General features: G+C 69.7%; 29 protein-coding genes and 1 tRNA gene. 13 read left to right on the top strand and 17 right to left on the bottom strand.

Features of this window, described 5'->3' with window-relative positions; all coding sequences use genetic code 11:
* Positions 1-94: 94 nt before the first annotated feature.
* Positions 95-961 carry an alpha/beta fold hydrolase gene (locus tag NF557_RS15570; RefSeq protein WP_252620599.1) on the top strand — a complete coding sequence of 289 codons (867 nt, stop codon included), beginning with the start codon at positions 95-97 and terminating at the stop codon, positions 959-961.
* Between the two features lie 110 nt (positions 962-1,071).
* Here NF557_RS15570 and NF557_RS15575 read toward each other — a convergent pair whose 3' ends face one another.
* Complete coding sequence (locus tag NF557_RS15575) at positions 1,072-1,338, bottom strand: GlsB/YeaQ/YmgE family stress response membrane protein (RefSeq protein WP_252620600.1); 267 nt, start codon at positions 1,336-1,338, stop codon at positions 1,072-1,074.
* 194 nt (positions 1,339-1,532) lie between these two features.
* Here NF557_RS15575 and NF557_RS15580 point away from each other — a divergent pair, with 194 nt between their 5' ends.
* Entirely contained in the window at positions 1,533-2,357 is an 825-nt protein-coding gene (locus NF557_RS15580; protein ID WP_252620602.1) for an IclR family transcriptional regulator, read from the top strand.
* A gap of 54 nt (positions 2,358-2,411) precedes the next feature.
* Here NF557_RS15580 and NF557_RS15585 read toward each other — a convergent pair whose 3' ends face one another.
* The 8 genes from NF557_RS15585 to NF557_RS15620 all read right to left on the bottom strand — a co-directional run bounded on the left by NF557_RS15585 (position 2,412) and on the right by NF557_RS15620 (position 9,065).
* Positions 2,412-2,846, bottom strand: coding sequence for a tautomerase family protein (locus NF557_RS15585; RefSeq protein WP_252620603.1), 435 nt, complete (start codon positions 2,844-2,846; stop codon positions 2,412-2,414).
* Between the two features lie 11 nt (positions 2,847-2,857).
* Positions 2,858-3,691, bottom strand: coding sequence for an SDR family oxidoreductase (locus tag NF557_RS15590; protein WP_252620604.1), 834 nt, complete (start codon positions 3,689-3,691; stop codon positions 2,858-2,860).
* Complete coding sequence (locus NF557_RS15595; RefSeq protein WP_252620606.1) at positions 3,688-3,888, bottom strand: tautomerase family protein; 201 nt, start codon at positions 3,886-3,888, stop codon at positions 3,688-3,690. Before NF557_RS15595 ends, NF557_RS15590 begins: the two co-directional genes overlap by 4 nt.
* A 1-nt stretch (position 3,889) precedes the next feature.
* The gene (locus NF557_RS15600; protein WP_252620611.1) at positions 3,890-4,738 is read right to left on the bottom strand and encodes a 2-keto-4-pentenoate hydratase; all 849 of its coding nucleotides are present in this window, start codon (positions 4,736-4,738) and stop codon (positions 3,890-3,892) included.
* Positions 4,735-5,556 carry a 2-keto-4-pentenoate hydratase gene (locus tag NF557_RS15605; RefSeq protein WP_252620613.1) on the bottom strand — a complete coding sequence of 274 codons (822 nt, stop codon included), beginning with the start codon at positions 5,554-5,556 and terminating at the stop codon, positions 4,735-4,737. The genes NF557_RS15600 and NF557_RS15605 overlap by 4 nt, the downstream gene beginning before the upstream one ends.
* A gap of 61 nt (positions 5,557-5,617) precedes the next feature.
* Positions 5,618-7,117 carry an aldehyde dehydrogenase gene (locus NF557_RS15610; RefSeq protein WP_252620615.1) on the bottom strand — a complete coding sequence of 500 codons (1,500 nt, stop codon included), beginning with the start codon at positions 7,115-7,117 and terminating at the stop codon, positions 5,618-5,620.
* Entirely contained in the window at positions 7,114-8,178 is a 1,065-nt protein-coding gene (dmpG, locus tag NF557_RS15615) for a 4-hydroxy-2-oxovalerate aldolase (protein ID WP_252620617.1), read from the bottom strand. Before dmpG ends, NF557_RS15610 begins: the two co-directional genes overlap by 4 nt.
* Positions 8,175-9,065 carry an acetaldehyde dehydrogenase (acetylating) gene (locus tag NF557_RS15620; protein ID WP_252620619.1) on the bottom strand — a complete coding sequence of 297 codons (891 nt, stop codon included), beginning with the start codon at positions 9,063-9,065 and terminating at the stop codon, positions 8,175-8,177. The genes dmpG and NF557_RS15620 overlap by 4 nt, the downstream gene beginning before the upstream one ends.
* A 268-nt stretch (positions 9,066-9,333) precedes the next feature.
* Here NF557_RS15620 and NF557_RS15625 point away from each other — a divergent pair, with 268 nt between their 5' ends.
* A complete protein-coding gene (locus tag NF557_RS15625; RefSeq protein WP_252620621.1) occupies positions 9,334-10,422 on the top strand; it encodes a VOC family protein in 1,089 nt (362 codons plus the stop codon).
* A 98-nt stretch (positions 10,423-10,520) separates the two neighbouring features.
* Here the strand turns inward: NF557_RS15625 and NF557_RS15630 are convergent, their stop codons facing one another.
* Both NF557_RS15630 and NF557_RS15635 read right to left on the bottom strand, forming a co-directional pair.
* Positions 10,521-11,288: a response regulator transcription factor gene (locus NF557_RS15630; protein WP_252620623.1), complete on the bottom strand. Its 768-nt coding sequence runs from the start codon at positions 11,286-11,288 to the stop codon at positions 10,521-10,523.
* Positions 11,281-11,868, bottom strand: coding sequence for a helix-turn-helix transcriptional regulator (locus tag NF557_RS15635; RefSeq protein ID WP_252620629.1), 588 nt, complete (start codon positions 11,866-11,868; stop codon positions 11,281-11,283). The genes NF557_RS15630 and NF557_RS15635 overlap by 8 nt, the downstream gene beginning before the upstream one ends.
* Positions 11,869-12,273: 405 nt before the next feature.
* Here NF557_RS15635 and NF557_RS15640 point away from each other — a divergent pair, with 405 nt between their 5' ends.
* The 3 genes from NF557_RS15640 to NF557_RS15650 all read left to right on the top strand — a co-directional run bounded on the left by NF557_RS15640 (position 12,274) and on the right by NF557_RS15650 (position 15,788).
* Positions 12,274-13,488 carry a vanadium-dependent haloperoxidase gene (locus tag NF557_RS15640; RefSeq protein WP_252620631.1) on the top strand — a complete coding sequence of 405 codons (1,215 nt, stop codon included), beginning with the start codon at positions 12,274-12,276 and terminating at the stop codon, positions 13,486-13,488.
* A 146-nt stretch (positions 13,489-13,634) separates the two neighbouring features.
* Positions 13,635-15,242 (top strand): cyclic nucleotide-binding domain-containing protein, encoded by a 1,608-nt coding sequence (locus NF557_RS15645; RefSeq protein ID WP_252620633.1) that lies wholly within the window; start codon positions 13,635-13,637, stop codon positions 15,240-15,242.
* A 9-nt stretch (positions 15,243-15,251) separates the two neighbouring features.
* Positions 15,252-15,788: a YdeI/OmpD-associated family protein gene (locus NF557_RS15650; RefSeq protein WP_252620634.1), complete on the top strand. Its 537-nt coding sequence runs from the start codon at positions 15,252-15,254 to the stop codon at positions 15,786-15,788.
* A gap of 105 nt (positions 15,789-15,893) precedes the next feature.
* Here the strand turns inward: NF557_RS15650 and NF557_RS15655 are convergent.
* Positions 15,894-15,983: transfer RNA gene (locus NF557_RS15655), tRNA-Ser, on the bottom strand.
* Between the two features lie 86 nt (positions 15,984-16,069).
* Between NF557_RS15655 and NF557_RS15660 the strand changes: the two genes are divergently transcribed.
* Positions 16,070-16,876, top strand: a complete 807-nt coding sequence (locus tag NF557_RS15660; RefSeq protein WP_252620636.1) for a DUF6174 domain-containing protein — start codon at positions 16,070-16,072, stop codon at positions 16,874-16,876.
* Here NF557_RS15660 and tadA read toward each other — a convergent pair.
* On the bottom strand, positions 16,861-17,370 hold the full coding sequence (gene tadA, locus NF557_RS15665) for a tRNA adenosine(34) deaminase TadA (RefSeq protein WP_252620638.1): 510 nt from the start codon (positions 17,368-17,370) through the stop codon (positions 16,861-16,863). The two genes, NF557_RS15660 and tadA, sit on opposite strands and share 16 nt — an antisense overlap.
* A gap of 101 nt (positions 17,371-17,471) precedes the next feature.
* Here tadA and upp point away from each other — a divergent pair, with 101 nt between their 5' ends.
* Entirely contained in the window at positions 17,472-18,110 is a 639-nt protein-coding gene (upp, locus tag NF557_RS15670; protein ID WP_252620639.1) for a uracil phosphoribosyltransferase, read from the top strand.
* Between the two features lie 106 nt (positions 18,111-18,216).
* Here upp and NF557_RS15675 read toward each other — a convergent pair whose 3' ends face one another.
* Positions 18,217-18,462, bottom strand: a complete 246-nt coding sequence (locus tag NF557_RS15675; RefSeq protein WP_252620641.1) for a ribbon-helix-helix domain-containing protein — start codon at positions 18,460-18,462, stop codon at positions 18,217-18,219.
* Positions 18,463-18,814: 352 nt separating this feature from the next.
* Here NF557_RS15675 and NF557_RS15680 point away from each other — a divergent pair, with 352 nt between their 5' ends.
* A complete protein-coding gene (locus NF557_RS15680; RefSeq protein WP_252620643.1) occupies positions 18,815-19,975 on the top strand; it encodes a pyridoxal phosphate-dependent aminotransferase in 1,161 nt (386 codons plus the stop codon).
* 211 nt (positions 19,976-20,186) lie between these two features.
* The gene (locus NF557_RS15685) at positions 20,187-21,533 is read left to right on the top strand and encodes a sunset domain-containing protein (RefSeq protein WP_252620644.1); all 1,347 of its coding nucleotides are present in this window, start codon (positions 20,187-20,189) and stop codon (positions 21,531-21,533) included.
* A gap of 100 nt (positions 21,534-21,633) precedes the next feature.
* Here NF557_RS15685 and pyrE read toward each other — a convergent pair whose 3' ends face one another.
* Complete coding sequence (gene pyrE / locus NF557_RS15690) at positions 21,634-22,179, bottom strand: orotate phosphoribosyltransferase (RefSeq protein ID WP_252620646.1); 546 nt, start codon at positions 22,177-22,179, stop codon at positions 21,634-21,636.
* A 54-nt stretch (positions 22,180-22,233) separates the two neighbouring features.
* Between pyrE and NF557_RS15695 the strand changes: the two genes are divergently transcribed.
* Both NF557_RS15695 and NF557_RS15700 read left to right on the top strand, forming a co-directional pair.
* Positions 22,234-23,013: an SDR family NAD(P)-dependent oxidoreductase gene (locus tag NF557_RS15695; protein WP_252620648.1), complete on the top strand. Its 780-nt coding sequence runs from the start codon at positions 22,234-22,236 to the stop codon at positions 23,011-23,013.
* Positions 23,014-23,072: 59 nt separating this feature from the next.
* Positions 23,073-23,864: an exodeoxyribonuclease III gene (locus NF557_RS15700; protein ID WP_252620650.1), complete on the top strand. Its 792-nt coding sequence runs from the start codon at positions 23,073-23,075 to the stop codon at positions 23,862-23,864.
* On the opposite strand, the gene NF557_RS15705 is transcribed toward NF557_RS15700, so the two are convergent.
* Positions 23,854-24,876 (bottom strand): phosphotransferase family protein, encoded by a 1,023-nt coding sequence (locus NF557_RS15705; protein ID WP_252620652.1) that lies wholly within the window; start codon positions 24,874-24,876, stop codon positions 23,854-23,856. The genes NF557_RS15700 and NF557_RS15705 overlap by 11 nt on opposite strands.
* Complete coding sequence (locus tag NF557_RS15710) at positions 24,873-25,460, bottom strand: HhH-GPD-type base excision DNA repair protein (RefSeq protein WP_252620654.1); 588 nt, start codon at positions 25,458-25,460, stop codon at positions 24,873-24,875. Before NF557_RS15710 ends, NF557_RS15705 begins: the two co-directional genes overlap by 4 nt.
* Before the next feature lie 230 nt (positions 25,461-25,690).
* On the opposite strand from NF557_RS15710, the gene NF557_RS15715 reads away from it, so the two are divergent.
* A complete protein-coding gene (locus tag NF557_RS15715) occupies positions 25,691-26,005 on the top strand; it encodes a hypothetical protein (protein ID WP_252620656.1) in 315 nt (104 codons plus the stop codon).
* Positions 26,006-26,011 lie beyond the last annotated feature (6 nt).

Genomic DNA, 26,011 nt, shown 5'->3' on the forward strand with positions numbered 1-26,011 from the left:
CGGCGCAGCGCTCGCCGGGAGCACGGCATACTGACCCCCAATCGCGCCGCGCCCGCCCCGGGTGTGGTCGCCCGTCCCGACCTGGAGGTCCCGGTTGCCCAGCTGGCAGGCTCGCGCGGTCTCGCTCTATGTGCGGCTCACCCGCAAACGCAGGCATCGCACCCTTGAGCAGGGTGAGCGCTCGCTCGCGCACGGGTTGCCCGAGACCGAACCGCCGACGTCGCTCGCAGGTCGGGTCAGTGCGGAGCGTATGACGGGGGTCCAGGTCTTCCGGGTCCTCCCCCCAGCCGAGGCAGATGCGGGTCGGGGTCCGTTGGTCTACTGGCACGGCGGGGCCTTCATCAACGGCATCGCCAGGCAGCACTGGCAGCTGGTCGAGCACCTGGCGACCGCGACGGGGCGCGAGGTGCTGGTCCCGCGATACGCGCTGGCACCGGCGCACGACGTGGACGACACCCTGCCCCTGCTCGAGGAGGTGCTGCAGGCGGTGCCCGGCGACCTGCCGGTCCACGTCCTCGGCGACTCTGCGGGCGGCACCCTGGCGTTGCTGCAGGCGCAGCGTCACCCCGACCGGGTCGCGGGCCTGACCCTGATCGCGCCGTGGCTGGACCTGTCGATGGCCAACCCGGCAGTGGACCTGATCGAGCCGCACGACCCTTGGCTCACCCGGGCAGGTCTTCGGCCGCCCGCCCGCGCGTGGGCCGCGGGCAGGGACCTGCGCCACCCGGACGTCAGTCCCCTCTTTGGCGACCTCGAGCGACTGCCACCGACCCTGGTGCTGGTGGGTGACCGCGACATCTGCCTGCCGGACTGCGAGCTCCTCGCTGCGCAGGCTCCCTCGGTCGTGACGTTGCGGGTCGGCGCCGGCCTGCCCCACGTCTATCCGCTCCTGCCGATCCCGGAGGCACGCCCCGCCCGGGCTGAGATCGTGCAACACATCCAGGACACGCTGCCACGGTGACCGACGCGCCGTGCTGGCGAGGAGGGAGGCCAGCCCCGCGTCATACGACGACTGAGCCCCCGCCGGGGCGCGGCGAGGGCTCAGCATTGCTTCTCGAGGCGGGGTGCTGACTACTTGCGTCCGGTGACCAGCTTGACCAGCCACAGCAGGATCACCGCGCCGAGGAGCGCCGTGAGGAAGCTAAAGAAGTAGCCCGCCCCCTCGATGTCCACGCCGAGCGCCCCCAGCAGGAAGCCGCCGAGGAAGGCGCCGACCACGCCCACGATGATGTTGAGGAGGAGGCCCTGCTGCTCGTCCGTCCCCATGATCTTGCTGCCGATCCACCCGGCGAGCCCGCCGATGATGATCCAGGCGATCCAGCCAACTTCTGCACCCATGTTGTCCACTTTTCTTCTCGTCGAAGCGACAGTGTCCTGCCGCAGTTCGGCCCCGACCTTACGGGCCTGACGCCCTGGACACACCTTGGGACGGCCCCCCGTTGTCGCGCTATCGCGCACGAGCACCTCCCAGACCGGACGCACGCCCAGCCGCTGCGTCTAGAGTTGCGGTCAGGCTCGGCGAGGAGGCAGGCATGGCGGGACTGAGCACCGTCCTGAAGTTGGGTCCGCTCCTGGACCTGTTCACCCTGGAGCGTCACACGTGGGGCGTCAGCGAGGTGGCCGAGGCCCTGTCGATGCCGCGCTCCAGCGCGCACGCGCTGCTCATCAGCCTGGTCGAGATCGGCCTCCTGCAGACCCGCGGGCGCGGCCGTTACAGCATCGGCTGGCGGGTCCTTGAGCTGGGCGAGGTGCTGCGCAGCCGCACTGACCTGCGGACCCTGTCCGCGCAGGTGCTGGAGGACCTGGTCCGCGAGCACGGCGAGACGACCCACCTGGCGGTCATGGACCGCAAGACCGTGCTCTATGTCGACAAGGTGCGCGGCACGCACAACATCGTGGTCCAGGGAGCCCGGATCGGTTCGCGCCTGGAGCCCCACTGCACAGCGGTCGGCAAGGTCCTGATGGCCAACATTGACCGGTCCCGAGTGGTGGAGCACTACGCAAACCGCGAGCTGCAGCGCTACACCAGCACGACCATCACCGATCTGCCCTCGCTGCTGGCGGAGTTGGACGAGGTCAAGAAGTCAGGGGTCGCGTTCGACCGGGGAGAACAGCTCGAGGAGATCCACTGCGTCGCCGTCCCGGTCCGGGACGAGATGGGGGCGGTCGTCGCCGCGCTCAGCATCAGCGTGCCGGTCAACCGGTTCGCAGTCCGGCAGGCCGATCTGATCCAGGCTGCCCGCGGCGCGGCGACGGAGATCCAACGGCGCATCACGCACGCTCTCGACCAACCGGCCGACGCGGTGTCCGGCACCCCCGACGTGCGAGAGCTCCGCCCTATCCAGCCCCGGAGCTAGGTGGCACCCACCGCAGGGTGGGGTGGGCCGGCGGGACGCCGAGCTGCAGTCCCGTCAGCTGGTTGGACCTGACGGCTCGTTGTCGGCGCGCGCCGCGATCTCGGCAGACCGCGCCTGCGAGGCGGGTCGGCCGCCGATGCCCCAGTCCTCGGGGTCGATCTGGATGATCTGCCCGCGCACGAGCGAGCGCTCACACCCGAGCTCCTCCACCACGACGTCCGTCAGGGCGGACAGCAGCTCGTGCCGCTGGTGCTCCGGTCGGCCGCGCAGCACCAGGGCGGTGAAGTATGGCGCGGGCGCACCGCCGTCGGGCACCCGGACTCCCGCGGTGGCCACGTCGGAGGGGCGGTAGCGCACCACGAACGTGCGGACCCGCTCGATCGGGGACTCCAGAACGGTCGAGTAGGTCTGGCTGGCGCGCTCCAGGAGGTTGGCGATCTGCTCGTCGCTCCAGACGCCGTCGACGAGGTGGAAGTGGGCGATCGGCATGGGGGCCTCCGTCAGCCGACCGCGTGGCGGACGCCACCGTCGGGATAGAGCACGCTGCCGTGCAGGGCTGCGGCGTGCGGGTCAAGGAGTATCTCGACGAGCCAGGCCACGTCCTCGACAGTGGGCAGCCGCCCGAGGGACGTCTTGGCGACGTAGTCGGCATAGACCTCGTCCGGCTCCCGGCCGGCCTCGGCCGCGCGGCGCTCGGCGAAGGCCCGCAGCCGTGGGGTGTCCAACGGCCCGGGGGCGATCGTGTGCGTCACCAGCCCGCGGGGGCCGTAGAGCTGGCTGGCCTGGCGCATCACGTTGGCCAGGGCGGCGTTGGCCGCCCCGGGGGCCGCGTCCATCGGTCCGGGCTCGAAGCCGAGCGACCCACCCACGGCCACGAGTGTGGCCGGGTCGGCCAGCTGGTCGCGCACCGCGTGCAGGAGCCTGATCGTGCCGCCGACCTTGAGGTCGACCGCGCGGGCGAGGCCGCTGGGGTCGATCGCGTCGATCGAGCCGGCCACCGACAGCCCGGCGGCAAACAGCGCCAGTCGCACCGGCCGGTCCACCGCAGCCCGCACCGTCTCGACGAACGAGTCGGCGCCGGCGTCAGCCGCGCACACGGCGATCCCCGGCACCTGCCCCTGCAGGCGCTCCAGCGCCTCCTGACTCCGCGCGACGGCCAGCACCGGCCGGCCCGGAGCAAGACGTCGCACGACAGCCTCACCGAGGGCACCGGTGGCCCCCACCACGACGCAGAGACCGCTCTCGTCGCGGCGCGGGGTCGGCGTGGCGGCGTTGTCCCCGTGGGTCCCGGCCACGCCCGTCGCTGTCGTGGCACCCTGGTCCGGCGTGGTCACTGTGCTGCCTTGCGGCGCTCCTCGATCGTCACGTCCCCGGCCGCGAAGTGGGTCGGCTCCACCTCGTGGAGGATGACCCGCACGCTCTCGATCGGCGCGTCCACGGCACGGTGAGCCCCGAGCGTCAGCTCGTGGACGAGGGAGCGCAGCTGCTCCGGGGTGCGTCCCCTGGTCAGGGTCACGTTGATGATCGGCATGTCAGCCTCCTGAGACGGTGATGGATCCGAGGTTGGTGAAGTGCGCCGCGATGCGCATCCCCGGTTGCACCGGCACGGCATCGGTCATGCCACCGGTGATCACGACCCAGCCCGGCTCGATGGCCAGCCCCCGTTCGGCCAGGGTGTTGGCCGCGAACGCGAGGGCCTCCGCGGGATGTCCATAGACGGCCGCGCCGGTCGCGGAGTCGACGATCTCGCCGTCGATCTCGAGCAGGCACGCCTCGAGACCGAGGTCGAGACCCTCGGGGGACACCGAGACCGGACCGGTGACGTAGTAGCCGCTCGACGCGTTGTCCGCGACGACATCGGTCATCGTGAACTTGTAGCCCGCGAAGCGGCTGTCGATCACCTCGATGGCACCGAGCACGTGCTTGACCGCCGCGAGCGCGGTGGCTGCCGAGACACCGGGCCCCTCCAGCCGCTCCCCCATCACGAAAGCGATCTCGGGCTCGACGCGGGGGTGGATCATCTTGTCCCGCGGGACCGGCTCGCCCGGCGGCAGGATCATGGCATCGGTCAGCCACGAGGTCGAGGGCGTGTCCACGCCGACCTGGCGCTGCTTGGCCCTGGAGGTCACCCCGAGCTTGACGCCGGTGATCACCTCGCCGCGCTCCTGGCGGATGCGCAGCGCGATGTCCTGCGCCTCATAGGCGGTGTCCAGGTCCAGCCCGTCCCACTCGGCGACGATCGAGGTCTGCGCCGTGACGGAGGCCTCGGCGTCGAGCAGCTGCCGCGCGACCCGCTCGGCACTCCACTCCTGGTTGCTCTGGCCCCCGCCGGTCTGGTTCGGGCCGGTCTGGTTCGGGTTCGTCTGGTTCGTGTCGCTCATGGCGTCCCTTCCTCTGCTGCGTCGGACTCGGGTTCGGCCGCGCCCATCACGGCCGTGACGCTGCCCAACCCGCCGAGGGTCGAGGCGACGCTGTCTCCCGGCGCGAGCGGGAAGGCCTTGGTGAACGACCCGGGCAGGACGACGTGTCCTGCCTCGAGCCGCACCCCGAGCGGGCCGATCGTGTTGGCCAGCCAGACCAGCGAGTTGATCGGCGACCCGAGCACGGCACCGCCGGCGCCGGTGGCGACGAGCTCGCCGTTGATGTGCAGGTTGCAGCCGAACATCCTCAGGTCCACGTCGGTCACGCCGACCGGGTGGCTGCCCAGCACGACACCACCGGAGGACGCGTTGTCCGAGATCGTGTCGAAGATCCCGATCTTCCAGTCCTTGACCCGCGAGTCGATGATCTCCAGCGCGGGCAGCACGAAGTCCACGGCGCGCACCGCGTCGGCGACCGTGACGCCCGGACCCTCCAACGGCTTGCCCAGGACGAACGCGATCTCCGGCTCGACCCGCGGCTGGATGTAGGTCCCGTGCGGGATCGGGGCGTGCTCGAGGTGGAACATGCTCTGCGTCAGGTGACCGAAGTCCGGCTGGTTGACGCCCGCCATACGCTGCATGGCCTTTGACGACAGACCGACCTTGTGGCCCCGCACGACGTCACCCCCAGCCACCCAGGCGTCGACCTGGGCCTGCTGGATGCGGTAGGCCGCCTCGAGCGGCGCGTCGGCGAACTCCGGCGTCAGCGGGTCGATCGGCTGGCCGGTGCGGTAGGCCTCCAGCAGGCGATCGGCAGCACCTTGTATGTCGTGGCTCATGCCGTCCTTTCGGTCCCCGTGGTCGGGGTCACTGTCTCAGATGGGGGTGACAGGGGGTGGGTCAGGAACCCGGGTTGAGCCGGATGGTGACGGCGCGGGGCTCGGTGAAGAAGTCGCGGGAGTACTGCCCGCCCTCACGGCCGAGCCCGCTGCTGCCTTCGCCGCCGAACGGCAGGCGCAGGTCACGCTCGAAGAAGGTGTTGATCCAGACGGTGCCGGCCTTCCAGCGCGAGGCCATCCGGTGCGCCCGGTCCAGGTTGCTGGTGAACAGCATCCCGGCCAGCCCGTAGTCCGAGTCGTTGGTGATGGCCATGGCCTCCTCCTCGGTGTCGAAGCCGAGGACGGTCTCGACCGGGCCGAAGATCTCCTCGCGGGCCACCCGGTCCTGGTTGGTCAGGCCGGTGATCACGGTCGGCGGGTAGTAGAAGCCGTCGTCGAGTCCCTCACCGCTGAGTCGCTGCCCGCCGGTGACGATCTCGCCACCCTCCTCACGGGCCAGCTCAACGTAGCCGTGCACCTTGTCCAGGTGGTCCTGCTCGATGAGCGGGCCGAGGAAGGTGGCCGGGTCCTTCGGGTCACCGATAGTCAGCTTCTGCGTCTCCTCGACGAACCGCGCCAGGAACTCCTCACGGATGCTGTTCTGGACGAGCAGGCGGGTGCCGGACAGGCAGACCTGCCCGTTGCCGCCGAAGATGCCGCGGATCGCCTTGGGCACCGCGATGTCCAGGTCGGCGTCGGCAAAGACGATCTGGGCGCTCTTGCCGCCCATCTCGGCCGACACGGGGATGTGGTTGACCGCCGCCGCCTGCAGGATCTTGACGCCGGTGGCGCTGGAGCCGGTGAAGGTGATGCGGTCGACCTTGCGCGAGCCGGTGAGGGGACCAGCCACCTCGTCGCCGCCGAACCCGTGCACGACGTTGAGCACGCCCTCGGGCATGCCGGCCTCGAGCGCGAGCTGGGCGAAGCGGTGGGCCGTGAGCGGGGTCTGCGGAGCAGGCTTGAGCACCACGGTGTTGCCGAAGGCCAGGGCCGGGGCGATCTTCCAGGTCGCCAGCATCAACGGCGCGTTCCACGGGCTGATCGCCGAGACCACACCGGCCGGCGGATAGAGGGTGTAGGAGAACAGGTCACCGTCGGGGTAGGCCTCGTTGCCGGCCATCGCGACATAGTCGGCGAAGAACCGCAGGTTGTGCGCGACGCGAGGGATCTCGGCGTGCAGCGACTGCGTGATCGTCTTGCCACCGTCGCGGGTCTCGAGCATCGCGAGCTCCTCGCGGTGGTCGTCGACCGCATCGGCGACGGCGTGCAGGATCTTGCCCCGCTCCTTGGGCGACATCCACGCCCACGGACCGTCGTCGAAGGCCGCGCGAGCGGCGTCGACCGCGGCCTGGCCGTCCTGCGCGGACCCCCGCGGCACGACACCCAGCAGGCTGCCGTCGTGCGGGTCACGCGTCTCGAAGGTCTCCCCGTCCGAGGCGTCGAGCCACTGCCCGCCGATGAGGTTCTGGACCTGCACCGGCTCGGTGCTCGCGTGCGTCTGGGGGTTCAGTGTCTGAGTCATCGCTTGGCTCCAGGGGTCTCGTAGGTGCGGCCTGCCAGCTCGGTCGCGACGTCGATGATCATGTCCTCCTGGCCACCGATGACGCCGCGGCGCCCCAGCTCCATGAGGATGTCCCGGGTGGACACGCCATACTTCTGGGCGGCCCGCTTGGTGGGGTGGAAGAAGGTCGAGTAGACGCCGGCGTAGCCGAGGACCAGGGCGGTCTCGTCCACGATCTGCGGCTCCTTCATCAGGGGCGCGACGATGTTCTCGGCGGTGTCGATCAGCGGAAACAGGTCGACCCCGGTGTCCCAGCCGGCCCGCTCGAACGCGGCGGCCAGGACCTCGGTCTGCGCATTGCCGGCGCTCGCACCGAGCCCGCGCAGGGAGCCGTCGATGTAGCGCGCACCCTGCTCGGCAGCCGTCAGGGCGTTGGCGATCCCGACGCCGAGGTTGTTGTGCGCGTGGAAGCCGATGTCGGCCGAGATCGCCGACCGGACCGCAGCAACCCGCTCCCCTGCCATGCGGGGCACCATGGCACCTGCCGAGTCCACGACATACACCACATCGGCTCCGTAGGAGTCGAGCAGTGCGGCCTGCTCGGCCAGCGGCTCCGGGTCCAGCTTGTGGCTCATCATCAGGAAGCACATAACGTTCATGCCCTGGTCCTTGGCCCACTTCACGGGCTGCTCGGCGCAGTCGGCCTCGGTGCAGTGGACCGCGACCCGCACCGTCTTGGCGCCGGCGTCCATGGCCCCCTGCAGGTTGGCGATGGTCGCGATGCCCGGCACATAGAGCACGGCGATGTCGGCCTCGGTCACGGCCTCGACGGCGGCCCGGACATAGTCGGGGTCGGTCTCGGCGGCAAAACCGTACTGCAGCGACGAGGCGCCCAGACCGATGCCGTGCGCGACCTCGATCGTGCGCACCCCACCCTTGTCCAGACCAGCCGCGATGTCCGCGACGTTCTGCGCGGTGAACTGGTGCGAGACGCTGCTCATGCCGTCGCGCAGCGTCGTGTCGACGATCGTGACGCGACGCTCGCTGTCGTTGTTGTCGGTGGCGGTCTTGATGTCAGTCACTTCACCAGCTCCTTCGCGCTGCGCTGCACGGCCAGCACGTCCGCCACCTGGGCGGCCGCAGCCGTGATGATGTCGAGGTTGCCGGCATACGTCGGCAGGTAGTCACCGGCGCCGACGACCTCGACCATGACGGTGACCAGGTCACCGTCGACGTCGATCATCCGCAGCGAGTAGCCCGGCACATAGGCCTGGACCTTGGCCACGATGTCCTGCACCGCGGTCTCGATGGCGCTCGTGTCGGGGTTGCGGACCTTGGCATAGATCGTGTCGCGCATGTTCATCGGCGGCTCGGCCGGGTTGATGATGGAGATCGCCTTGGCCGAGTCCGCGCCGGCCACCTGGGCCAGGGCGCGACTGGTCTTCTCGCTGAACTCAGACAGGTTCTGGCGCGTGCCCGGTCCGGCGGACTTGGAGGAGATCGCGGCGACGATCTCTCCGTATGACGCGTCGGCGGCCTGGTCGATCGCCCACAGGATGGGGATGGTCGCCTGGCCGGCACAGCTGACCATGTTGAGGTTCGGCTTGCCGAGGTGCTCGTCCAGGTTGACGGCTGGCACGACATACGGGCCGATGGACGCCGGGGTGAGGTCGATGGCGGTCATGCCGGCGGCCTCGTAGCGGGGGGCGACGGCGGCGTGCACCTTGGCGGAGGTCGCCTCGAAGACCAGGTCGGGCAGCTCGTCGAGACCCAGGAGCCAGTCGGCGCCGAGGTGGGAGGTCTCCAGTCCCTCGGCCCTGGCGCGGGCCAGGCCTTCGCTCTTCTCGTCGACGCCGATCATGTAGCGCGGCTCGACGTGCTCGGAGCGCAGCAGCTTGTACATGAGGTCGGTGCCGATGTTGCCCGGCCCGACGATTGCTGCGGTCAGGCGTTGGCGTGGCTCATTCATGAAGCGGTCCTCTCGGGGGGTGCGTCCGCGTGGTTCGGGCGGGGTCGAGAAGGCCAACCTCGCCACGTCGCGATGATGCTGACCATACGGAGATGGGCGGGGCACGGGGGCGGCGTTCCCGCCTAGCGGAATATCGATCGCCGTGGAGCCACCTCTGTTCGGCTATGCCGAATACCATCTCCGCCGCCTCGGGGGACGGGGCAGTCTGGACCCACTCCGGACCACCCCGGTTTCCCCGTCACTCGAGGAGTCAATGATGACCACCGATATGAGCCCTCCCCACGAGATCTCCCACCTAGCACGGGTGGAGCTGCTCAGCCCGAAGCCGCAGGAGACCCTCGACTTCTTCACCAAGTTCCTGGGCATGTATGTCTCCCACCGGGAGGGCCAGTCGGTCTTCCTGCGTGGCTACGAGGACCCCTACCAGTGGAGCCTCAAGATCACCGAGTCCGCGAACGCCGGCATGGGCCACGCGGCCCTGCGGACCAGCTCGGCCGACGCGCTGGAGCGTCGCGTGCAGTCCCTGAGCAACGACACCAGCACCGAGGGCGCCTGGCACGAGGACGAGTTCGGCTTCGGCAAGAACTACCGCTACAAGTCCCCTGACGGCCACACCCTGGACATCGTCTGGGAGGCCGAGCACTACAAGGCCCCGCCGGAGCTGCAGAGCAAGATCCTGACCCGCGCCTCCAAGAAGCCGCTGCAGGGGATCCCGGTCAAGCGCATCGACCACCTCAACCTGATGTCCTCCGACGTCACCGCGGTCAAGCAGTCCTTCGAGCGTCACCTGGGCTTCCGCACCACCGAGCGCGTGGTCGACGGCGAGATCGAGATCGGTGCGTGGATGAGCTCCAACATCCTCGGCCACGAGGTCGCCACCATGCGTGACATGACCGGTGGCCACGGCAAGATGCACCACGTCGCCTTCTTCTATGGCAACGCGCAGCACAACATCGACGCCGCCGAGATGTTCCGCGACCACGACATCGTGATCGAGGCCGGACCGGACACCCACGGCATCACCCAGGGCCAGTTCCTCTATGTCTTCGAGCCCGGGGGCAACCGCATCGAGCTCTTCGGCGAGCCGGGCTACCTGCACCTGCAGCCGGACCTGGAGACCAAGACCTGGCTGATGAGCGACATCGACACCGGCCTGGCCGTCGGTGGCGCCAAGCTGCCCTGGGAGACCTACTTCACCTATGGCACGCCCAGCCCGCTGTCGGTGGCGGAGCACCAGAAGGAGTTCTCCAACGCCGGCCCGGCCGCGGAGGCTGCCGAGGAGCGGGTCCCCGACGAGATCGACACCTCCCGCGCCGTCGCGGACTCGCCGATCGACGTGTTCAGCGACGCCCGCTGACCAGTCACCTCACCAGGTAGACGTCATCGCTGGCTGCCTCGAGCAGCACGACGAGACCCCCGGCCCACACAGGGTCGGGGGTCTTGTCGTATCTCGGTTCAGTCGGTGCTCGAGTCCTGGGACACGGCGGCCACGGCACCGGTCCGACTGAGCACACCAAGCTTTGGGTAGGTGTGCTCCAGGTGCTTGCGCACGGTGCCTTCGCTGATGCCTAGAGCGCGCCCGACCTGCCTGTTAGTCAGCCCTCGTGCGACGTGCCGCAGGATGTCTGTCTCACGCCTGGTGAGGCCGCTCAGGGGTTGTGAAGGTGTCACTGTTGCGACCGCGAGGCCTGCAAGGTGGGGCATGAGCATCTCCATCAGCGTGAGCTCCCGAAAGCCGAACACAGAAGGTTCCTCCCTGCGCAGCAGGAACCGCGCGCTCCGACCCGGGACCGTGGGATAGCCCACGAGGATCTCATCGGTCCATGCTTTCCACTCGCGCAGCGGGTTCGCGCGCAGCTCGCGCTGGCTATACACAAAACTCTCCACGACGACGACCGGCCCACCGATCCGCTCGGGAAGGCTGCACATGCCGCCCCACCACTGCCGCCAGAACTCCTCCGCCCAGGGGTCCTCGACCGCGGGGGCTGAATCCTTGGGCGTCTCGATCCAGCGCTCTCCTTCGATGGTGGCCTGGCCGTAGGTCCGAGTCCGGTGGAGGGAATCCATCTCCTGCAGACATGCGACGCAGCCGAGGAGTGCCTCGAGGTGCGCAAGGGTCTGGAAGGTCCGCTCCTGCGGCGTCTCTGGGTGGTCGCTCCGTGCGAGCTCAAGGATGTCGCGTAGGACCGCATGGTCGCGCGACGTCAGTGATTTGTCAGACATGCCACCCCTCGGTCTCGGCGTTGCGACTGAAGGCTGCAGAGACCGCCGCGGTGCGACTCGCCGTCCCGAGCCGCTCGAAGGCGTTCTGCAGGTGTTTACGAACGGTGGCCGGGGACAGACCCAGGGCACGCGCGATCTCCTTGTTCGACATCCCACAGCGGACGAGCCCGAGGATCTCCAACTGCCGCTCCGTGATGGCCGAAGACCACAACGTCCCCGGGGGCGCACCCAGCCGCGTCAGCCAGCTCGTCACGTGCGGTCGCAACAGATCAACCAGCACCCGTTCGCGATCACCAAAGGGGCGCGCCGGCTCCCGCCGGAGTTCCACCTCCCCACGGAACACCCCGTCCACTTCGCTGCGGATGAGCAGCACGGTGGTCGCCCCGGCCACGTCCGCCTGCGGTCGCCCCGAGCGCACGTCCTCGTCCGCAAGCGTCAGGGCCGACTCGCAGACCAGGAGGCGCTCCACCAACAGGAGGAGGGTCAGCTCGGGACCGGCTTGATCGGCCTCCTGGTGGGCCAGCTCCCCGATGGCGCGCAGCAGGTCGACATCGTTCCTGGGTGTGAGCACATCAGGCATGAGACCGCTCCTTGCCCTGCTGCCAGAGGTCGCCGCCGTTCCACGGTACTCCTGGGCGATGCCCGATGGTCCCGGCATACGCCGTAACGCGTATTCCGCTGAACGCCCAGGGAAGAGCATCGTGGAAGAGCCACCCCACGGGCCCGGGCACTCAGTCCGAGCGAGGTGCTCTCGAGGGAGACGATCATGCGACAGGGGACACACCGAGCTGAGGCCGGGATCGGTCCACGGCGTCCGCTGGAAGCGACAAAAAGCGGCCCCCCATCACGACGGTCCGCTCCCTCTGAGGCTCGACTCCGGCGAGGAATCGCGGCAGGCGCCGTCCTCCTCATGGCCCCCGCACTGTTTGCCGTATCCGGGGCTTCCGCGTCGAATGGTCCGAACCTGGTCGCCACGGCTGGGGCCGTGAACGACATCGACGTGCTCCTGGAGTGGAACGCCATCGCCCAGGGCCAGACGATCGCGCTCCGGCCCACGGCGCATGGTCAGGGCCGCGGGATCGCGATGGTGCAGGGTGCCGTGTATGACGCGGTGAACGCAATCGATCGCGGTCACCAGCCGTACCTCCTCGACGTCGACGCCCTCGACATCAACCCAGCGGCTTCCTACGACGCCGCCATCGCCACCGCGGCGCACCATGTGCTCATCGACCAGGTTTCCGCGTCTCAGGTCCCCGTGCTTAACGCCGCCTACGCCCAGACGCTGCTGACGGTCCCCGACGGGGAGCCAAAGGCCGAAGGCGTCGCCGCGGGGGAGGCCGCCGCGGCTGCCATGCTCGCAGCGCGCGCCAACGACGGGTTCCTCGACCCGTTCACCTTCACGTTCGGCACCGAGCCTGGCGACTGGAGGCCGGTGACCCCGACTGCGCTCGACCCTGATGCGTGGGTCGGCGGGCTCGAACCCTTCCTCATCGAGAGCACGTCGCAGTTCCGTTCCAGGGGGCCCAACCGTCTGTCCAGCGGGATCTACGCGAAGGACTTCAACGAGGTGAAGGAGATCGGATCGCTGACGAGCACGACCCGCACCGCGGACCAGACGCAAGCCGCGATCTTCTGGCAGTTCCCTCCGACGGCGCTGTGGAACAGGATGTTCCGAGACCTCTCGCAGGCGGAGCAGCTGGACGTGGTTGACGGGTCGAGACTCTTTGCTGCGGTGAACCTGGCCGCCTCCGACGGTCTGACCGCCTGCTGGGACGACAAGTACTACTGGAACTTCTGGCGCCCGATGGCGGCCATCCGCGAGGCCGACACCGACGGCAACCGAAAGACGACTGCAGACCCCGACTGGAAACCGCTCTTCGACCCGGCGGCACCCACGACCCCACCGCTGACCACACCGCCGTTCCCCGACCACCCATCGGGTCACGGGTGCGTCAGCGGTGCCGTCCTGCACACGGCGAAGCACTTCTTCGGGCGGGACAAGATGGAGTTCGACGTGCACTCGGGCCGGTTCCCTGGCCAACCCCGGCACTTCACGAGATTCTCAGACGCCCTCGAGGAGGTCGTCGACGCCCGGGTCTGGGGTGGCATCCACTTCCGCACCGCAGACGTCCAGGGAGGACTGATCGGCAAGCAGACTGCCAACTGGATCCACGCGCACCACTTCAAGCCCGTCAAGTAGCCAGCAGCGAGCCACCTGAGGCACTCTCCCGCGCGGGAGCCACCTGAAGCACTCTCGCGCGGGAGTCTGGTCTGGGTCTGGCGCGTCTGGCGTCTGGGTCTGGCGTCTGGGTCTGGCGATAGGCTGCCTGGGGTGCAGGCTGCACCATGAGTTTCCTCGGCACCGCCATCCGGAACCGGAATCTCGCCCGCCTCGAGACGGTCTGGGCCGCGGCAACGCTCGTGCGGTGGGCGCTGAGCATCCTGGTCGCGCTCTATGCCTATGACGTGGGCGGAGCCGCCGCCGTGGGCCTGGCCGCCCTGGCTCGGATGGTGCCCGCTGCGCTCCTCGCCCCGCGGCTGGCCATGTCTGCCGACCGCCACTCCCGGCGCGCGGTGTTGTTGGCCAGTCTCGTGGCCCGCCTGGTCCTGGCGGCCGGGCTCTGGGCTCTCGTGGCGGCCGAGAGCGCCCTGGGGCTTGTCCTGGTGGCCGCCGCCGCCTATGGCGTGGCCCATTCGCTCCAGAAGCCGACCCAAGCAGCGCTGTTGACCGTGCATGCCCGCAACCCGGCCGAGCTCGCGGCCGCGAACACCTTGTGGAGCATGCTCGACAATGCGGCCTTCCTGGCGGGGTCGCTGCTGGTGGGTGCCCTGGTGATGCTGTCCGGCGTCGCGGCAGGCTTTGCTGCCTGCCTCGTCCCGCTGTCGCTGGCCATCGTCGTCCTGGTTGGCCTGCCCCCTGACCGTGCTCCGGCACCGTTCGAGCCCACCTCGCCGTGGGACGAGGCAGTCGCCGGGGTGCGGGTGGTCTGGGGCAGCGCCGAGCTCCGTCTGCTCACCGGTGTCCTGATGGCTGACATCTTCGTCCAGGGGATGGTCGATGTGTTGATCGTCATCACCGCGATCGACCTGCTCGACATGGGCGAGCAGGGCGCCGGTTGGCTCAGCGCAGCCTGGGGCGCTGGCGGCATTGTCGGCGGTGTCATTGCGGCCGTCCTGATCGCGCGCAAACGAGTCGCTGCGGTGGTGGCCGGTGGTCTGCTCCTGGGGGGACTTCCGCTCATCACCGTCGCTGTCTGGCCTGAGGACGGGCTTGCGCTGTGGCTGTTGGCGTGCTTCGGCGTCGGTCTCGGACTCCTGGAGGTGACCCTGCTGACCCTGACCCAGCGGCTCATCCCTGCAGATGTCATGGCTCGTGTGTATGGGCTCCAGGAGACCCTCACGATCTCGGCGATGGCCGTGGGGTCGGCTGTGGCCTCCGGCCTCGTGCTCGCTCTCGGACAACGCGGTGCCCTCATCGGTGCTGGTCTGCTGCTGCCTGTGACGGCGGTGCTCATCGTCGCGCACCGCAAGCTCCTCGCCGCGGGTCCGACCGCCTCCAATGCCGACTTCGAGCTGTTGCGGGCGGTGGGTCCGTTTGCCACCTTGCCCGTCGCGACAGTGGAGAACCTCGCGGCGCGAGCCGACCACCAGTCCGTGGACCCGGAGGACGACGTCGTCCGGCAGGGGGAGCAGGGCGACTGCTTCTATGTCATCAAGGTGGGTGCGGTCGACATCCTCAAGAACGGCCGGCTCGATGCCCAGCTGGGAGCGGGCGACTTCTTTGGCGGGATCGCACTGCTGCGCGACACCGTGCGCAACGCCACCGTGCGAGCCACGACCCCCCTGGATCTGCTGGTGCTCCACCGCGAGGAGTTCATGGCCGCAGTCTGCCACCCGCGCACGCGCCACGGCCTCGACACCGTGGCCGCACAGCGGCAGCAGCAGCGTGACTAACCTGGAGGGATGACGACGGCTTTTGACGGACAGGTCCAGCAGATCGGTGACCGGCTCATCGTCCGGGTGCCAGAAGACGTGAGCAGTGCGCTGCCGTCCCGCGGGCAGGTTGCGGTCGAGGCTCAGGTGAACGGCCGGGCCTGGGCGACGGTGGTCGAACCGGACGGGCGCAAGGGGCACTGGCTGGCAGTGGACGAGCAGCTGCAGACAGCGCTGTCCCTGTCCGACGGTGACACGGTGGACGTCGAGCTTGAGCCGACCAGGGCGTGGCCCGAGCCGGACCTCCCGGAGGACTTCGAGGCGGCGCTCACGGACGCGTCCGACCTCGCCGAGCCGTGGGACAGCATCACGCCGATGGCTCGCTGGGAGTGGGTGCGGTGGGTCAGCGCGACCAGGAACCCACAGACCCGCGAGCGCCGGATCGAGGTCAGCGTCGACAAGCTGCGCAACGGCAGCCGTCGCCCGTGCTGCTTCGATCTGTCGTCCTGCACCGACCCCGAGCTCTCCAAGAGCGGCAAGCTCGTCGACACCGTGGACCAACCCTGAGCCCGGACCTGCCCGACCCCGGCGAACCCGCAAAAAGAGTGGCGAACCCGCAAAAAAAAGTCCTGAGCCGCGACACCGTGTCAACGATGTCGCGCCTCAGGACCATGGCGGTGGCGGTGGGATTTGAACCCACGGTGGACTTGCGCCCACACGCGCTTTCGAGGCGCGCTCCTTAGGCCGCTCGGACACGCCACCGCCAGGCAGATTACCCGACGGCGAACCGGCAACCGAAATCGCGGGTCCACCAGGAACCGGTCCTGCTCCACTAGCGTCCATTCCTTATGGGACACCTTCGGCCGCGCCTCGTGGCGGCTCTCAGCGCTCTCGTCGTGGTCGTCGGTTGTGCCGTGGAGGACTCTGGCGCCGGGTCAACCGCCGCAGTCCTGCCGGCGCAGGTCGGCGACACCGCGACGTGGGAGCTGCTCGACCCCGGCGCAGTCAGCCCGGCGAGTCAGTGGTTGGAGGTCGGCGTGACCCGACTGGACTGCTCGGGAGGCGAGACCGGCGCGGTGCTCGAGCCCCACGTGTCCGTCGAGGATGAGCGCATCGTCATCCGCATCGATGTGGAGAAGCTCCCGGACGGCGCCTACGACTGCTCCGGCAACGACGCCGTCCCCGTGGAGGTGCACCTGGGCCAGCCCGTGGGCAGCGGCGACCTCGTGGATGCGGCCTGCCTCGACGGTGACGCGGTCGACACGGCCGCCTGCGTCGAGTCGGTCCGCTGGGCCTCGCCCACTCGCCCCGCATCCTCAGCGATCCCGGACTGGGTCGCGCCGCCCGACTACTCGTTCACCGCGCAGAGCTCGTGCGGAGAGCGTGGCTTCATCGGCAGCTTCGCCGTGACCGTCGAGGGCGGGGAGGTCACGCACGTCGAGCCGCTCGGCGACAGCTGGGAGGGCGTCACCCCCGCCATGACCCCGACCATCACCGCGATGCTCGACGAGGCGCGCGAGGCCCTGGCGCAGGGTGGTGTCGTCGAGGTGGCGGTCGATGACGCTGGCGTGCCCAGCTGGATCTCCCTGGACCCGATGCCCAACGCCATCGACGACGAGGCCTGCTACGCGATCTCGGACTACCGCTCCGCCTGATCCCGCTCCGCCACATCCCGCTGGGGAGCGAAGAAGTCGACCAGTGCCGTGGCGCACTCCGCCTCGAGCACCCCGCCCACGACCTCGGGCCGGTGCAGTGACCGCCGGTCCCGTGGCAGGTCCCACACCGACCCGCACGCCCCCGCCTTCGGGTCCCACGCGCCGAACACGATCCGCGCCACGCGCGCGAGCACGGCCGCGCCAGCGCACATCGCGCACGGCTCCAGCGTCACCACCAGCGTGCAGTCCTCCAGGCGCCAGGCCTGCAGGGTCGCTCCGGCCTCCCGCAGCGCGACGACCTCCGCGTGCCCCGTCGGGTCGTGCAGCACCTCCCGCACGTTGAAGCCGCGCCCGACGACCTGACCCTCAGGTGAGATCACCACCGCGCCGATCGGCACATCGCCGTCCAGCTGCGCGGCCGAGGCGAGGTCGAGGGCCTGACGCATCCAGTCGGCATACTCCCCCTGGCCCCAGCGGGCCATCGGTCCGGTCATCGCGCGCTCCTCAGGTCGGGTCCAGCCTGCCACGTGCGCGTGTGCCAGCTGACGCGGTCGGGGGTCGTGCCGGTCCAGCCGCACCGGGTAGGTTGCCCAGTATGCGCGTCCACGTAGCCGACCATCCGCTGATCGACCACAAGCTCACCTATCTGCGGGACAAGCGGACCGACACCCCGACGTTCCGCCGCCTGGCTGACGAGCTGGTGACGCTGCTGGCGTACGAGGCGACGCGTGAGGTGCGGGTGACACCCTTCGACATCGAGACCCCCGTGGGACCGACGACCGGCATCCACCTCGCGACCCCCAAGCCACTCGTCGTGCCGATCCTGCGTGCGGGGCTGGGCATGCTCGACGGCATGATGCGGATGCTGCCGACGGCCGAGGTCGGCTTCCTCGGCATGGTCCGCAACGAGGAGACCCTCGAGGCGCACACCTACACCAACCGGTTGCCCGACGACCTGTCCAACCGGCAGTGCTACGTCCTGGACCCGATGCTCGCGACCGGCGGCACCCTCGCGGCGGCAGTCCACTTCCTCGCCGAGCGCGGCGCCCACGACATCACGGCGATCACCCTGCTCAGCGCACCCGAGGGCATCGAGCGGCTGGAGCAGGAGCTGGCCCAGGTCGCCGCGCCCGTCACCCTCGTCACCGGCTCGATCGACGAGCGGCTCAACGAGCACGGTTACATCGTCCCGGGTCTCGGCGATGCCGGCGACCGTCTGTATGGCGTGATCTGACCCGTATGCCGACGGGCCGGGTCAGCCGATCGTGTGAAGCTCGGGCATCCGGGCCAGCAAGTGCCCACCCCGACCGGACTGCGTGGGCTTCACAGGTGCAGACGACTCAGGCGGTGTCGAGGTAGTTCGACAGTGCTTCGCGAACGACGGCATCGGGAGACTGCCCATCTTTGGCTGCTCGCTCGTCGATGGCTTCCAGCAGATCTTCCGGCACCAACTGGACACGCTGAAAGTGCGGATTGGCCACAACCGGGCACGCCGACAGGTCATAGCCGACTTCCGCTTCCTTGACCAGGCCGGCGACCTGCGCCTCCGTCAGGCCGGGCACGTGGTCGGTAATCTCGTAACTCATCAGTGCCCTCCTTTCGGGTGGTATCTCTTGCGCAGCTTCATGGCGTGGATGACGACCTCCTTCCCATCATCCCCTGTCACCGTGACGATCTCCAGTGGTCTGGCGGATCCGTCCATACCGACATAGAGCCACCTATCTGGGTCTTCGCCACCCGGGTGCGTTGCCAGGCGCTTGCAACGGCGTGCGCGATGTCCGCTGGACTACATCCATGCTTGAGGCGCCTGGACGTCGCATGGGCGCATTTTTGCTTGCACCGTCCGGGTCGAGGGCTGCCCTACCGTGAACGACGCGATGAGAAACGCGATCTCCTGGCGCGAGTGGGCACAGCACCTCGCCGGGTAGGTTGCCAACCATGCTGACCCCGTCTGCGCGGAGCAACGTCGAGCCGTTCTATGTCATGGAGGTGCTCGCGGCCGCCGCCGAGCGCCAGCGCACCCACGGTGACGCGATCTCGTTGTGCGCGGGCCAGCCGTCGACGCCGGCGCCCCAGGCGGTGCGCGAGGCCGCCGCGCGTGCCCTCGACGGTGAGCTGCTCGGCTACACCCAGGCGACCGGCATACTCCCCCTGCGCGAGGCCATCGCCGCCCACCACCGCGACTGGTATGACATCGACGTCACCCCCGACGACGTGATCGTGATGACCGGCAGCTCCGGGGTCTTCACCACCCTCTTCCTGGCGGCGTTCGAGCCCGGCGACACGGTGGCGATGACGCGCCCCGGCTACCCCGCCTACCGCAACACCCTCCAGGCGCTCGGCTGCCAGGTGCTCGAGCTCGACTGCGGCCCGGAGACGCGCTACCAGCCGACCGTCGCGATGCTTGAGGCCCTGCCGGAGCCGCCGCGCGGGCTGATCGTGGCGAGCCCGGCCAACCCGACCGGCACCGTCATCGACCCAGAGGAGCTGGCCGCGATCGCGCGCTGGTGCGAGGAGGTGGGGTGCCTGCTGATCAGCGACGAGATCTATCACGGTGTGACCTATGGGCGGCCGGTCGCGAGCGCCTGGCAGACCAGCCGTCAGGGCGTCGTGGTGGGGTCGGTCAGCAAGTACTTCTCGATGACCGGGTGGCGCCTCGGGTGGGCGGTGGTGCCGCAGGAGCTGCGCCGCCCACTCGACGTGCTGACCCAGAACCTCACCATCTGCCCGCCGGCGATCACGCAGTATGCCGCGGTGGCGGCGTTCTCCGCGCAGGCCCGGGTGGAGCTCGAGGGCCACGTCCAGCGGTATGCCGTGAACCGGGATCTCCTGCTGCGTCGCCTCCCAGCGCTGGGACTTGGCTCGTTCGCTCCACCGGACGGGGCGTTCTATGCGTGGTGCGACATCGCGCACCTGACCGACAACTCGATCCGCTGGTGCCAGGACGTGCTGGCGGCCACCGGTGTCGCGCTCACCCCCGGCTTGGACTTTGACACGGCCCGCGGCCACCAGTGGGTGCGGCTCAGCTTTGCCGGCGCTACGGAGGAGATCGACGAGGCGCTGGACCGCCTGGACGCCTCCGGCCTGCTGCGCCCCTGACCCTGAGAAGCCCTCTGCCGTGACGGCTGGGGCAGGTGCGCAGCGCCCGCCCGCGGATCGTCCCCGCGAGGGCACCTGAGCCGATCGCGTGGTGACAGTGGTCAATTCGCACTACGGTGAGTCGGAAGACGCATGCGGCGAAGGTCGTGTGTCCCGGCCCGAGCGGCGGCACCAGTCGTCGCAGGCCGAGAACGACGAGGAGGGTGTGACCATGGAATGGAAATGGGTTTGGCTGGTGCTCCTGCTGCTGGTGATCGCTGCGGCCGTGTGGCTGCTGCTACGTCGCCCGGGCGGCACCGAGGTTTCCGGATCAAATGACCCCGCCCTGGGACGGGACACCGACGCAGACGCAGTGCCCCCCTCGCAAGCGGGTCACCAGGGCTACGACGCTGGTGACACGGGAGGGGCCTACGACGCTGGCGCCGGCAACCAGCCCTACGCGGCAGGCGGTCAGGCTCCCGCAGACGCGCCGTTCGACCAGTCCGCGACCGACTCTGCGGGGTTTGCGCAGCCGACCGGCTATGAGCAGGACCCAGCCCACACCGAGCAGGACCCGACCTACACCGAGCCCGAGGTGACCTACCGGGACACCGCCACCGGTGACGAGGCCGCTGCCGACACCTCCTATGACGCCGCGCCCGACGAGGGGGGCTACCCCCAGGACACGACGTTCACCGAGCCGGAGGTGACCTACGAGGACACCCCGAGCGGTGGCACTGGCGCAGTTGACTCCGGCTACGCCGAGGGCACCGCCACCGAGGCGGGCTATCAGGAGGGGGCGAGCGACGGTCAGCCCGAGGTGACCTACGAGGACACCACCTATGAGGACACCACCTATGACGACGCTGGCGTCGCGGACACGACTGCCGCCGACAGCAGCGACTGGACTGCCGGCCCGGCCGCTGAGGCACCCGACGTCGAGCGCGGCAGTGACCAGTGGACCGAGCCTGCTCCTGCGGCAGACGACAGCGCCCGCCAGGACAGCACCGACGACTCAGGTGTGTCCGGCAGCACCGCGGCGACGATCGGTGCCGGAGCGGCCGCAGCCGGAGCAGCTGGCGCCACGGCCCGGGACACCGGGGACAGCCGGTCGGAGGACGCCTGGGACAGCCGGTCCGAGGGCGCCGGGGACAGCCAGTCGGAGGACGCCGCGAGCGACTGGCCAGAGGGTGAGCCGGTCCAGACCGCAGCAGAGTTCGACACCGACGAGCCGGTCCAGACCACGACCTATGAGCGTGAAGAGACCACGACCTACGCACCGGCGCCCGACGCGTCGACCGGCGGAGGCGACGCTGGTGACTACGGCTACGACGAGGCCCGTGCGGGTGCCGCCGCAGCCGGCAGTGCCGCCGAGGCTCCGTTCGGCGCCGGGTCCGCGGCTCCGGCCGAGGACGGGTCCGGTCCGGCCGGCTGGGAGATCAAGGGCAACGCCGGCTCGATGCTCTTCCACACCACCGAGTCCCCGTCCTATGAGGGCACCCGCGCCGAGGTCTGGTTCGAGTCCGAGGAGGCCGCCAGGGCCGCAGGCTTCGCCCACTGGGACCGCAAGCGCCGCTGACCGACCACCACACCCGCCGCACAATATGCTCTGCCCCCTCAGCGGGGGCAGAGCATATTGTCGTCGTGGTGCCTGGTCGTCGTGCCTCGAAGGCCCGCCGCTACTCCAGACCCAGGTCGCCCAGGGAGTAGGCCGCGCGATAGTCCAGGCCCGCCTCGCGCACCCTCTCCTCCGCCCTGCTGCCCCGGTCCGCGATCACGGCCACCGCCACCACCTCGGCGCCGGCCTCCCGACAGGCCTCGACTGCAGCGAGCGGTGACCCGCCGGTGGTCGAGGTGTCCTCCACGACCAGCACGCGACGGCCCACGATCGACGGTCCTTCGATCCGCTGCTGCAACCCGTGTGCCTTCTCGGCCTTGCGCACCACGAAGGCGTCCAGCCGTCCACCAGCGGCCGCCCGCGCGTGCACCATGGCGGTCGCCACCGGGTCCGCCCCCATCGTGAGCCCGCCGACCGCGTCGAACTCCAGGTCCGCGACGAGCGCGTTCATCACCTGGCCCACCAGGGGCGCGGCCTCCCCGTCGAGCGTGATGCGCCGCAGGTCGACGTAGTAGTCCGCCTCCTGCCCCGAGCTCAACGTCACCCGCCCGTGCACGACGGCCTTGGTGCGGATCAGGTCCAGAAGCTTCTCGCGTGCGTCAGTCACGAGATCGCAGCCTACCGACCCGACCTGTCGGGGGGCACGCCTACAGTGGCCACCATGGGAACTGCACTCGTCACCGGCGCCTCAGCAGGGCTCGGCCGCGCCTTCGCCACCGAGCTCGCCAGCCGCGGGCATGACCTCGTCCTGGTGGCCAGGAACCGCTCCCGGCTCGAGGAGCTCTCCACCGAGCTGCAGCGGGAGTATGCCGTGACGACCGAGATCCTGACAGCTGACCTGGCCGACCGGGACCAGACCGAACGGGTCGCCGAGCGGTTGCGGGACCTCGAGCGCCCCGTGGACCTCCTGGTCAACAACGCGGGTTTCGGACTCAGGCGCAGCTTCTCCAAGGGCGACCTCGCCGATGAGGAGCATGCCCTCGCCGTCATGGTGCGGGCCGTCCTCGTGCTCAGCCACGCGGCCTCCGGGACGATGCGCGCCCGCGGGCGCGGCGCCATACTCAATGTTTCCTCGATGGCCTCCTTCGCCGTGATGGGGACCTACTCCGCCATCAAGTCGTGGGTGACCGTCTTCAGCGAGGCGCTGTCGGTCGAGCTGGCCGGGACCGGCGTCACGGTCACGGCGGTGTGTCCGGGCTTCGTGCGCACCGAGTTCCACGACCGGGCAAAGATGAACATGTCTGCCCTGCCCGACCAACTGTGGCTGGAGACCGACCAGGTCGTCCTCGAGGCGCTGCGCGCGGTCGACGCCGGGGCCGCGGTGTCGGTGCCCTCGGCGACCTACAAGGCGGTGGCCGCCGCCCTGCGCGTGGTGCCGCGTGGCCTCACCCGCCGCGTGTCGACCCAGCTGGCCCAGCGACGACGGACCACCGCGCCCTGACCCGCAGGCTCCGACCGTGCGCCCGCCGCGGGTCCACGACCGGCGCCTAGGGTGGCCCCGTGCGCATCGCAACGTGGAACGTCAACAGCATCCGGGCCCGCCTCGACCGGGTGATCGCCTTCCTCGAGCGGCACGATGTCGACGTCCTGGCGATCCAGGAGACCAAGTGCCGTGACGACCAGTTCCCACACCTGCCGTTTGAGGCGGCCGGTTATGACGTCGCGCACGTCGGGCTGAACCAGTGGAACGGCGTCGCCGTCGTCTCCAGGGTGGGCCTGGAAGACGTGCAGGTCGGCTTCGACGGGATGCCCGGTTGGGGCGACCCGCTCGACGCCGAGGCCCGGGTGATCTCCGCGCGGTGTCGTGAGGTGCGGATCGTCTCGCTCTATGTGCCCAACGGGCGCTCGGTGGACGACCCGCACATGCTCTACAAGCTCGACTGGCTGGCCCGGCTCAGCGAGAGCGTGCGGGAGCGCCTGGCCGCAGACCCCCACGAGCAGGCGGTGCTGATGGGCGACTGGAATGTCGCACCGCTGGACGAGGACGTCTGGTCGCCAGAGTTCTTCATCGGCCACACCCACGTCTCACCGCCGGAGCGCGCCGCCTTCCAGGCCGTGCTGGATGCCGGGCTGAGCGACCTGACCCGGGAGCACACGCCTGGGCCCGGCGTCTACACCTACTGGGACTACACCCGGCTGCGCTTCCCCAAGCGGCAGGGCATGCGCATCGACTTCGCGCTGGGCTCCCCCGCCGTCGCGGCCCGGGTCACCGGTGCCTTCATCGACCGCGAGGAGCGCAAGGGCAAGGGCGCCTCCGACCACGCCCCCGTCGTGCTGGACCTCACCGACTGAACCGGTCCAGGGCCACGTCCAGGCGGGCCAGCAGGGTGTCGGCGCGACCGGCATACTCCGCGCCCGCCCCACGCTGGACCTGCCGCCGGAAGTGCAGGGCGACAAAGAAGACCTCGTGGACCAGCCACGCCCTCGCGCGGGTCGCCAACGACGCCGGATCGCCGACCCCGGCCGCTTCCACATAGGCGCCCAGATAGCGCTCGAGACGGTCGCGGCCCAGCTCGAGATACCACGGCTCCAGCCAGACGTCACCGCCGATGAAGGCGAGGTCGCGCGCGGGGTCGCCGATCATCGCCCACTCCCAGTCGACATAGCGCGGCACCCCGCCGGAGACCAGGATGTTGGGCACCGCAGCGTCGCCATGGGTCAGCGCAAACCGGGCGAGCCGCTCAAACTCCGGCTCGGTGTCCTCGAAGAGCCGGCGCACCCGCGGCCAGAGCCGCGCCACATCTGCCGCGGCGGTCAGCTCCGGGTAGTTCTCGCCCCACCACGCCAGCCCCGACTCACCCTGCTCGACCATGCTGATCCTGGGCTCCAGTTGCGCGGCGGTGAGGGCGCCGTGGCCCTCATAAGACCGCTCGTGCAGCCGCGCCAGCTGCCGAGCATGGGCCGCGAGCAGCTCGTCGGTCCACCCGGTCGCCGGGCGCACCTGGCCGGGGACGAACTCCTGCACCTGGTATCCCGTGCCCCGGGTCCCGTCGCCCGGATCGAGGTGGATCGGGCGTGGGCCCAGCCCCTCGGGCGCGGCCGCCAGCGCCGCGAACTCCTCGGCCATCGGGCGGGGCAGCTCGTCGAGCCGGTGCGGCACCCGGACCACGATCCTGCGCGGTCCGGCCGGGTCACGGACGTCGGCGAGCGCGCGGGAGATGACCAGCCACGCGGCATACGACTCGCCTCTGCCGATCAGGGCCGCTTCGGGCGACGGGTCGCTCGGCACGCCCCGGCCGTCGTCGAACCACTGCGGGTGCGCGGCGGCCAACGCCGCGACGTCCTGGCGGGTGGTCAGCGTCATGACGAGGCTTTGGCAGCCTTCGCCGCGGCCTTCTGCTCCTTCTTGTAGGCCCGCACCTGCGCCAGGCTCTGGTCGTCGACCACGTCGGCGATCGACATCCTGGCGTCGGGGTCGCCGTAGTCCCCCGCCGCCTCGCGCCAGTCCTTGGCGGCCAGGCCGCGCTGCTTGCCGAGCAGGGCCAGGAAGATGCGGGCCTTCTGGTCACCGAAGCCGGGTAGCGCCTTGAGCCGTTTCAGCACCGTCGCGCCGTCAGGGTGTCCGATGGCCCAGATCGACCCGGTGTCCCCGCCATAGTCGGTCACGATCGTGGTGGCCAGGTCGTGGATGCGCTGCCCCATCGACTTGGGGAAGCGGTGCACGGCGGGTGGCGTCGCGCAGACGGCGATGAACTGGTCGGGGTCCATCGCGGCGATCTGCGCGGCGTCGCAGTCACCGAGGCGGTCGACGAGCTTCTTGGGCCCGGCAAACGCGACCTCCATCGGGATCTGCTGGTCCAGCAGCATGCCGACCAGGAGCGCGAACGGGTTCTGGGCGAGCACGGCATCCGCCTCGGGATCGCCGGCCAGGTGCAGTTCACGTCTCATGCCCCGATCATCCCTCACCCCCACATTTTTGTAGTGACTTCGCTGGTCCCCCCCGCATTTTTGTAGTGACTTCGCTGGTCCCACCCGCATTTTTGTAGTGACTTCGCTGATCCCACCCGCATTTTTGTAGTGACTTCGCTGATTCCACCCGCATTTTCATAGCGACTTCGCTAGTCGGGTGGGATCCGCGACAGCCCAGGGCCGTCCAGGGGAGGTGCCATGCTGACGTGGTGCCACGCCGCAACCGAGTTGATCCGTGGGGAGACCTGGTCGCACACCCGGCTCGCGGGATGTTCACCGGCAACCGTGGCTGCGTGGTCGATGACCGCGGGCGGGTCGTGCGCCACCACGGGAACAACCTGCTGTGGATCACCTGTCGGCTCGAGTTCCGCGGCCGGCGCGTGGAGCTGGCGAGGCCGAACCGGTGGACCCCACTGTTCTTCCTCGACGACGCGGTGGCGCTGGCGGCGGGTCATCGGCCCTGTGGCGAGTGCCGCCACACGGACTACCTCGCCTATCGCGACGGCGTGACCGCTGCGACCTGAAGCGGT

It is taken from the genome of Ornithinimicrobium cryptoxanthini (assembly GCF_023923205.1).
GTDB lineage: Bacteria > Actinomycetota > Actinomycetes > Actinomycetales > Dermatophilaceae > Ornithinicoccus > Ornithinicoccus cryptoxanthini.

Coding starts and splice junctions, on each gene's coding strand:
- NF557_RS15605 (WP_252620613.1), bottom strand. CDS start 5,556: ATGAGCCACGACATACAAGGTGCTGCCGATCGCCTGCTGGAGGCCTAC.
- tadA (WP_252620638.1), bottom strand. CDS start 17,370: ATGACCGGACCGATGGCCCGCTGGGGCCAGGGGGAGTATGCCGACTGG.
- NF557_RS15625 (WP_252620621.1), top strand. CDS start 9,334: ATGAGCCCTCCCCACGAGATCTCCCACCTAGCACGGGTGGAGCTGCTC.
- NF557_RS15610 (WP_252620615.1), bottom strand. CDS start 7,117: ATGACTCAGACACTGAACCCCCAGACGCACGCGAGCACCGAGCCGGTG.
- NF557_RS15645 (WP_252620633.1), top strand. CDS start 13,635: ATGAGTTTCCTCGGCACCGCCATCCGGAACCGGAATCTCGCCCGCCTC.
- NF557_RS15580 (WP_252620602.1), top strand. CDS start 1,533: ATGGCGGGACTGAGCACCGTCCTGAAGTTGGGTCCGCTCCTGGACCTG.
- NF557_RS15600 (WP_252620611.1), bottom strand. CDS start 4,738: ATGAGCGACACGAACCAGACGAACCCGAACCAGACCGGCCCGAACCAG.
- NF557_RS15710 (WP_252620654.1), bottom strand. CDS start 25,460: ATGAGACGTGAACTGCACCTGGCCGGCGATCCCGAGGCGGATGCCGTG.
- NF557_RS15660 (WP_252620636.1), top strand. CDS start 16,070: ATGGGACACCTTCGGCCGCGCCTCGTGGCGGCTCTCAGCGCTCTCGTC.
- NF557_RS15705 (WP_252620652.1), bottom strand. CDS start 24,876: ATGACGCTGACCACCCGCCAGGACGTCGCGGCGTTGGCCGCCGCGCAC.
- NF557_RS15635 (WP_252620629.1), bottom strand. CDS start 11,868: ATGCCTGATGTGCTCACACCCAGGAACGATGTCGACCTGCTGCGCGCC.
- NF557_RS15675 (WP_252620641.1), bottom strand. CDS start 18,462: ATGAGTTACGAGATTACCGACCACGTGCCCGGCCTGACGGAGGCGCAG.
- NF557_RS15585 (WP_252620603.1), bottom strand. CDS start 2,846: ATGCCGATCGCCCACTTCCACCTCGTCGACGGCGTCTGGAGCGACGAG.
- NF557_RS15595 (WP_252620606.1), bottom strand. CDS start 3,888: ATGCCGATCATCAACGTGACCCTGACCAGGGGACGCACCCCGGAGCAG.
- NF557_RS15680 (WP_252620643.1), top strand. CDS start 18,815: ATGCTGACCCCGTCTGCGCGGAGCAACGTCGAGCCGTTCTATGTCATG.
- NF557_RS15575 (WP_252620600.1), bottom strand. CDS start 1,338: ATGGGTGCAGAAGTTGGCTGGATCGCCTGGATCATCATCGGCGGGCTC.
- upp (WP_252620639.1), top strand. CDS start 17,472: ATGCGCGTCCACGTAGCCGACCATCCGCTGATCGACCACAAGCTCACC.
- NF557_RS15685 (WP_252620644.1), top strand. CDS start 20,187: ATGGAATGGAAATGGGTTTGGCTGGTGCTCCTGCTGCTGGTGATCGCT.
- NF557_RS15630 (WP_252620623.1), bottom strand. CDS start 11,288: ATGTCTGACAAATCACTGACGTCGCGCGACCATGCGGTCCTACGCGAC.
- NF557_RS15620 (WP_252620619.1), bottom strand. CDS start 9,065: ATGAATGAGCCACGCCAACGCCTGACCGCAGCAATCGTCGGGCCGGGC.
- NF557_RS15650 (WP_252620634.1), top strand. CDS start 15,252: ATGACGACGGCTTTTGACGGACAGGTCCAGCAGATCGGTGACCGGCTC.
- NF557_RS15695 (WP_252620648.1), top strand. CDS start 22,234: ATGGGAACTGCACTCGTCACCGGCGCCTCAGCAGGGCTCGGCCGCGCC.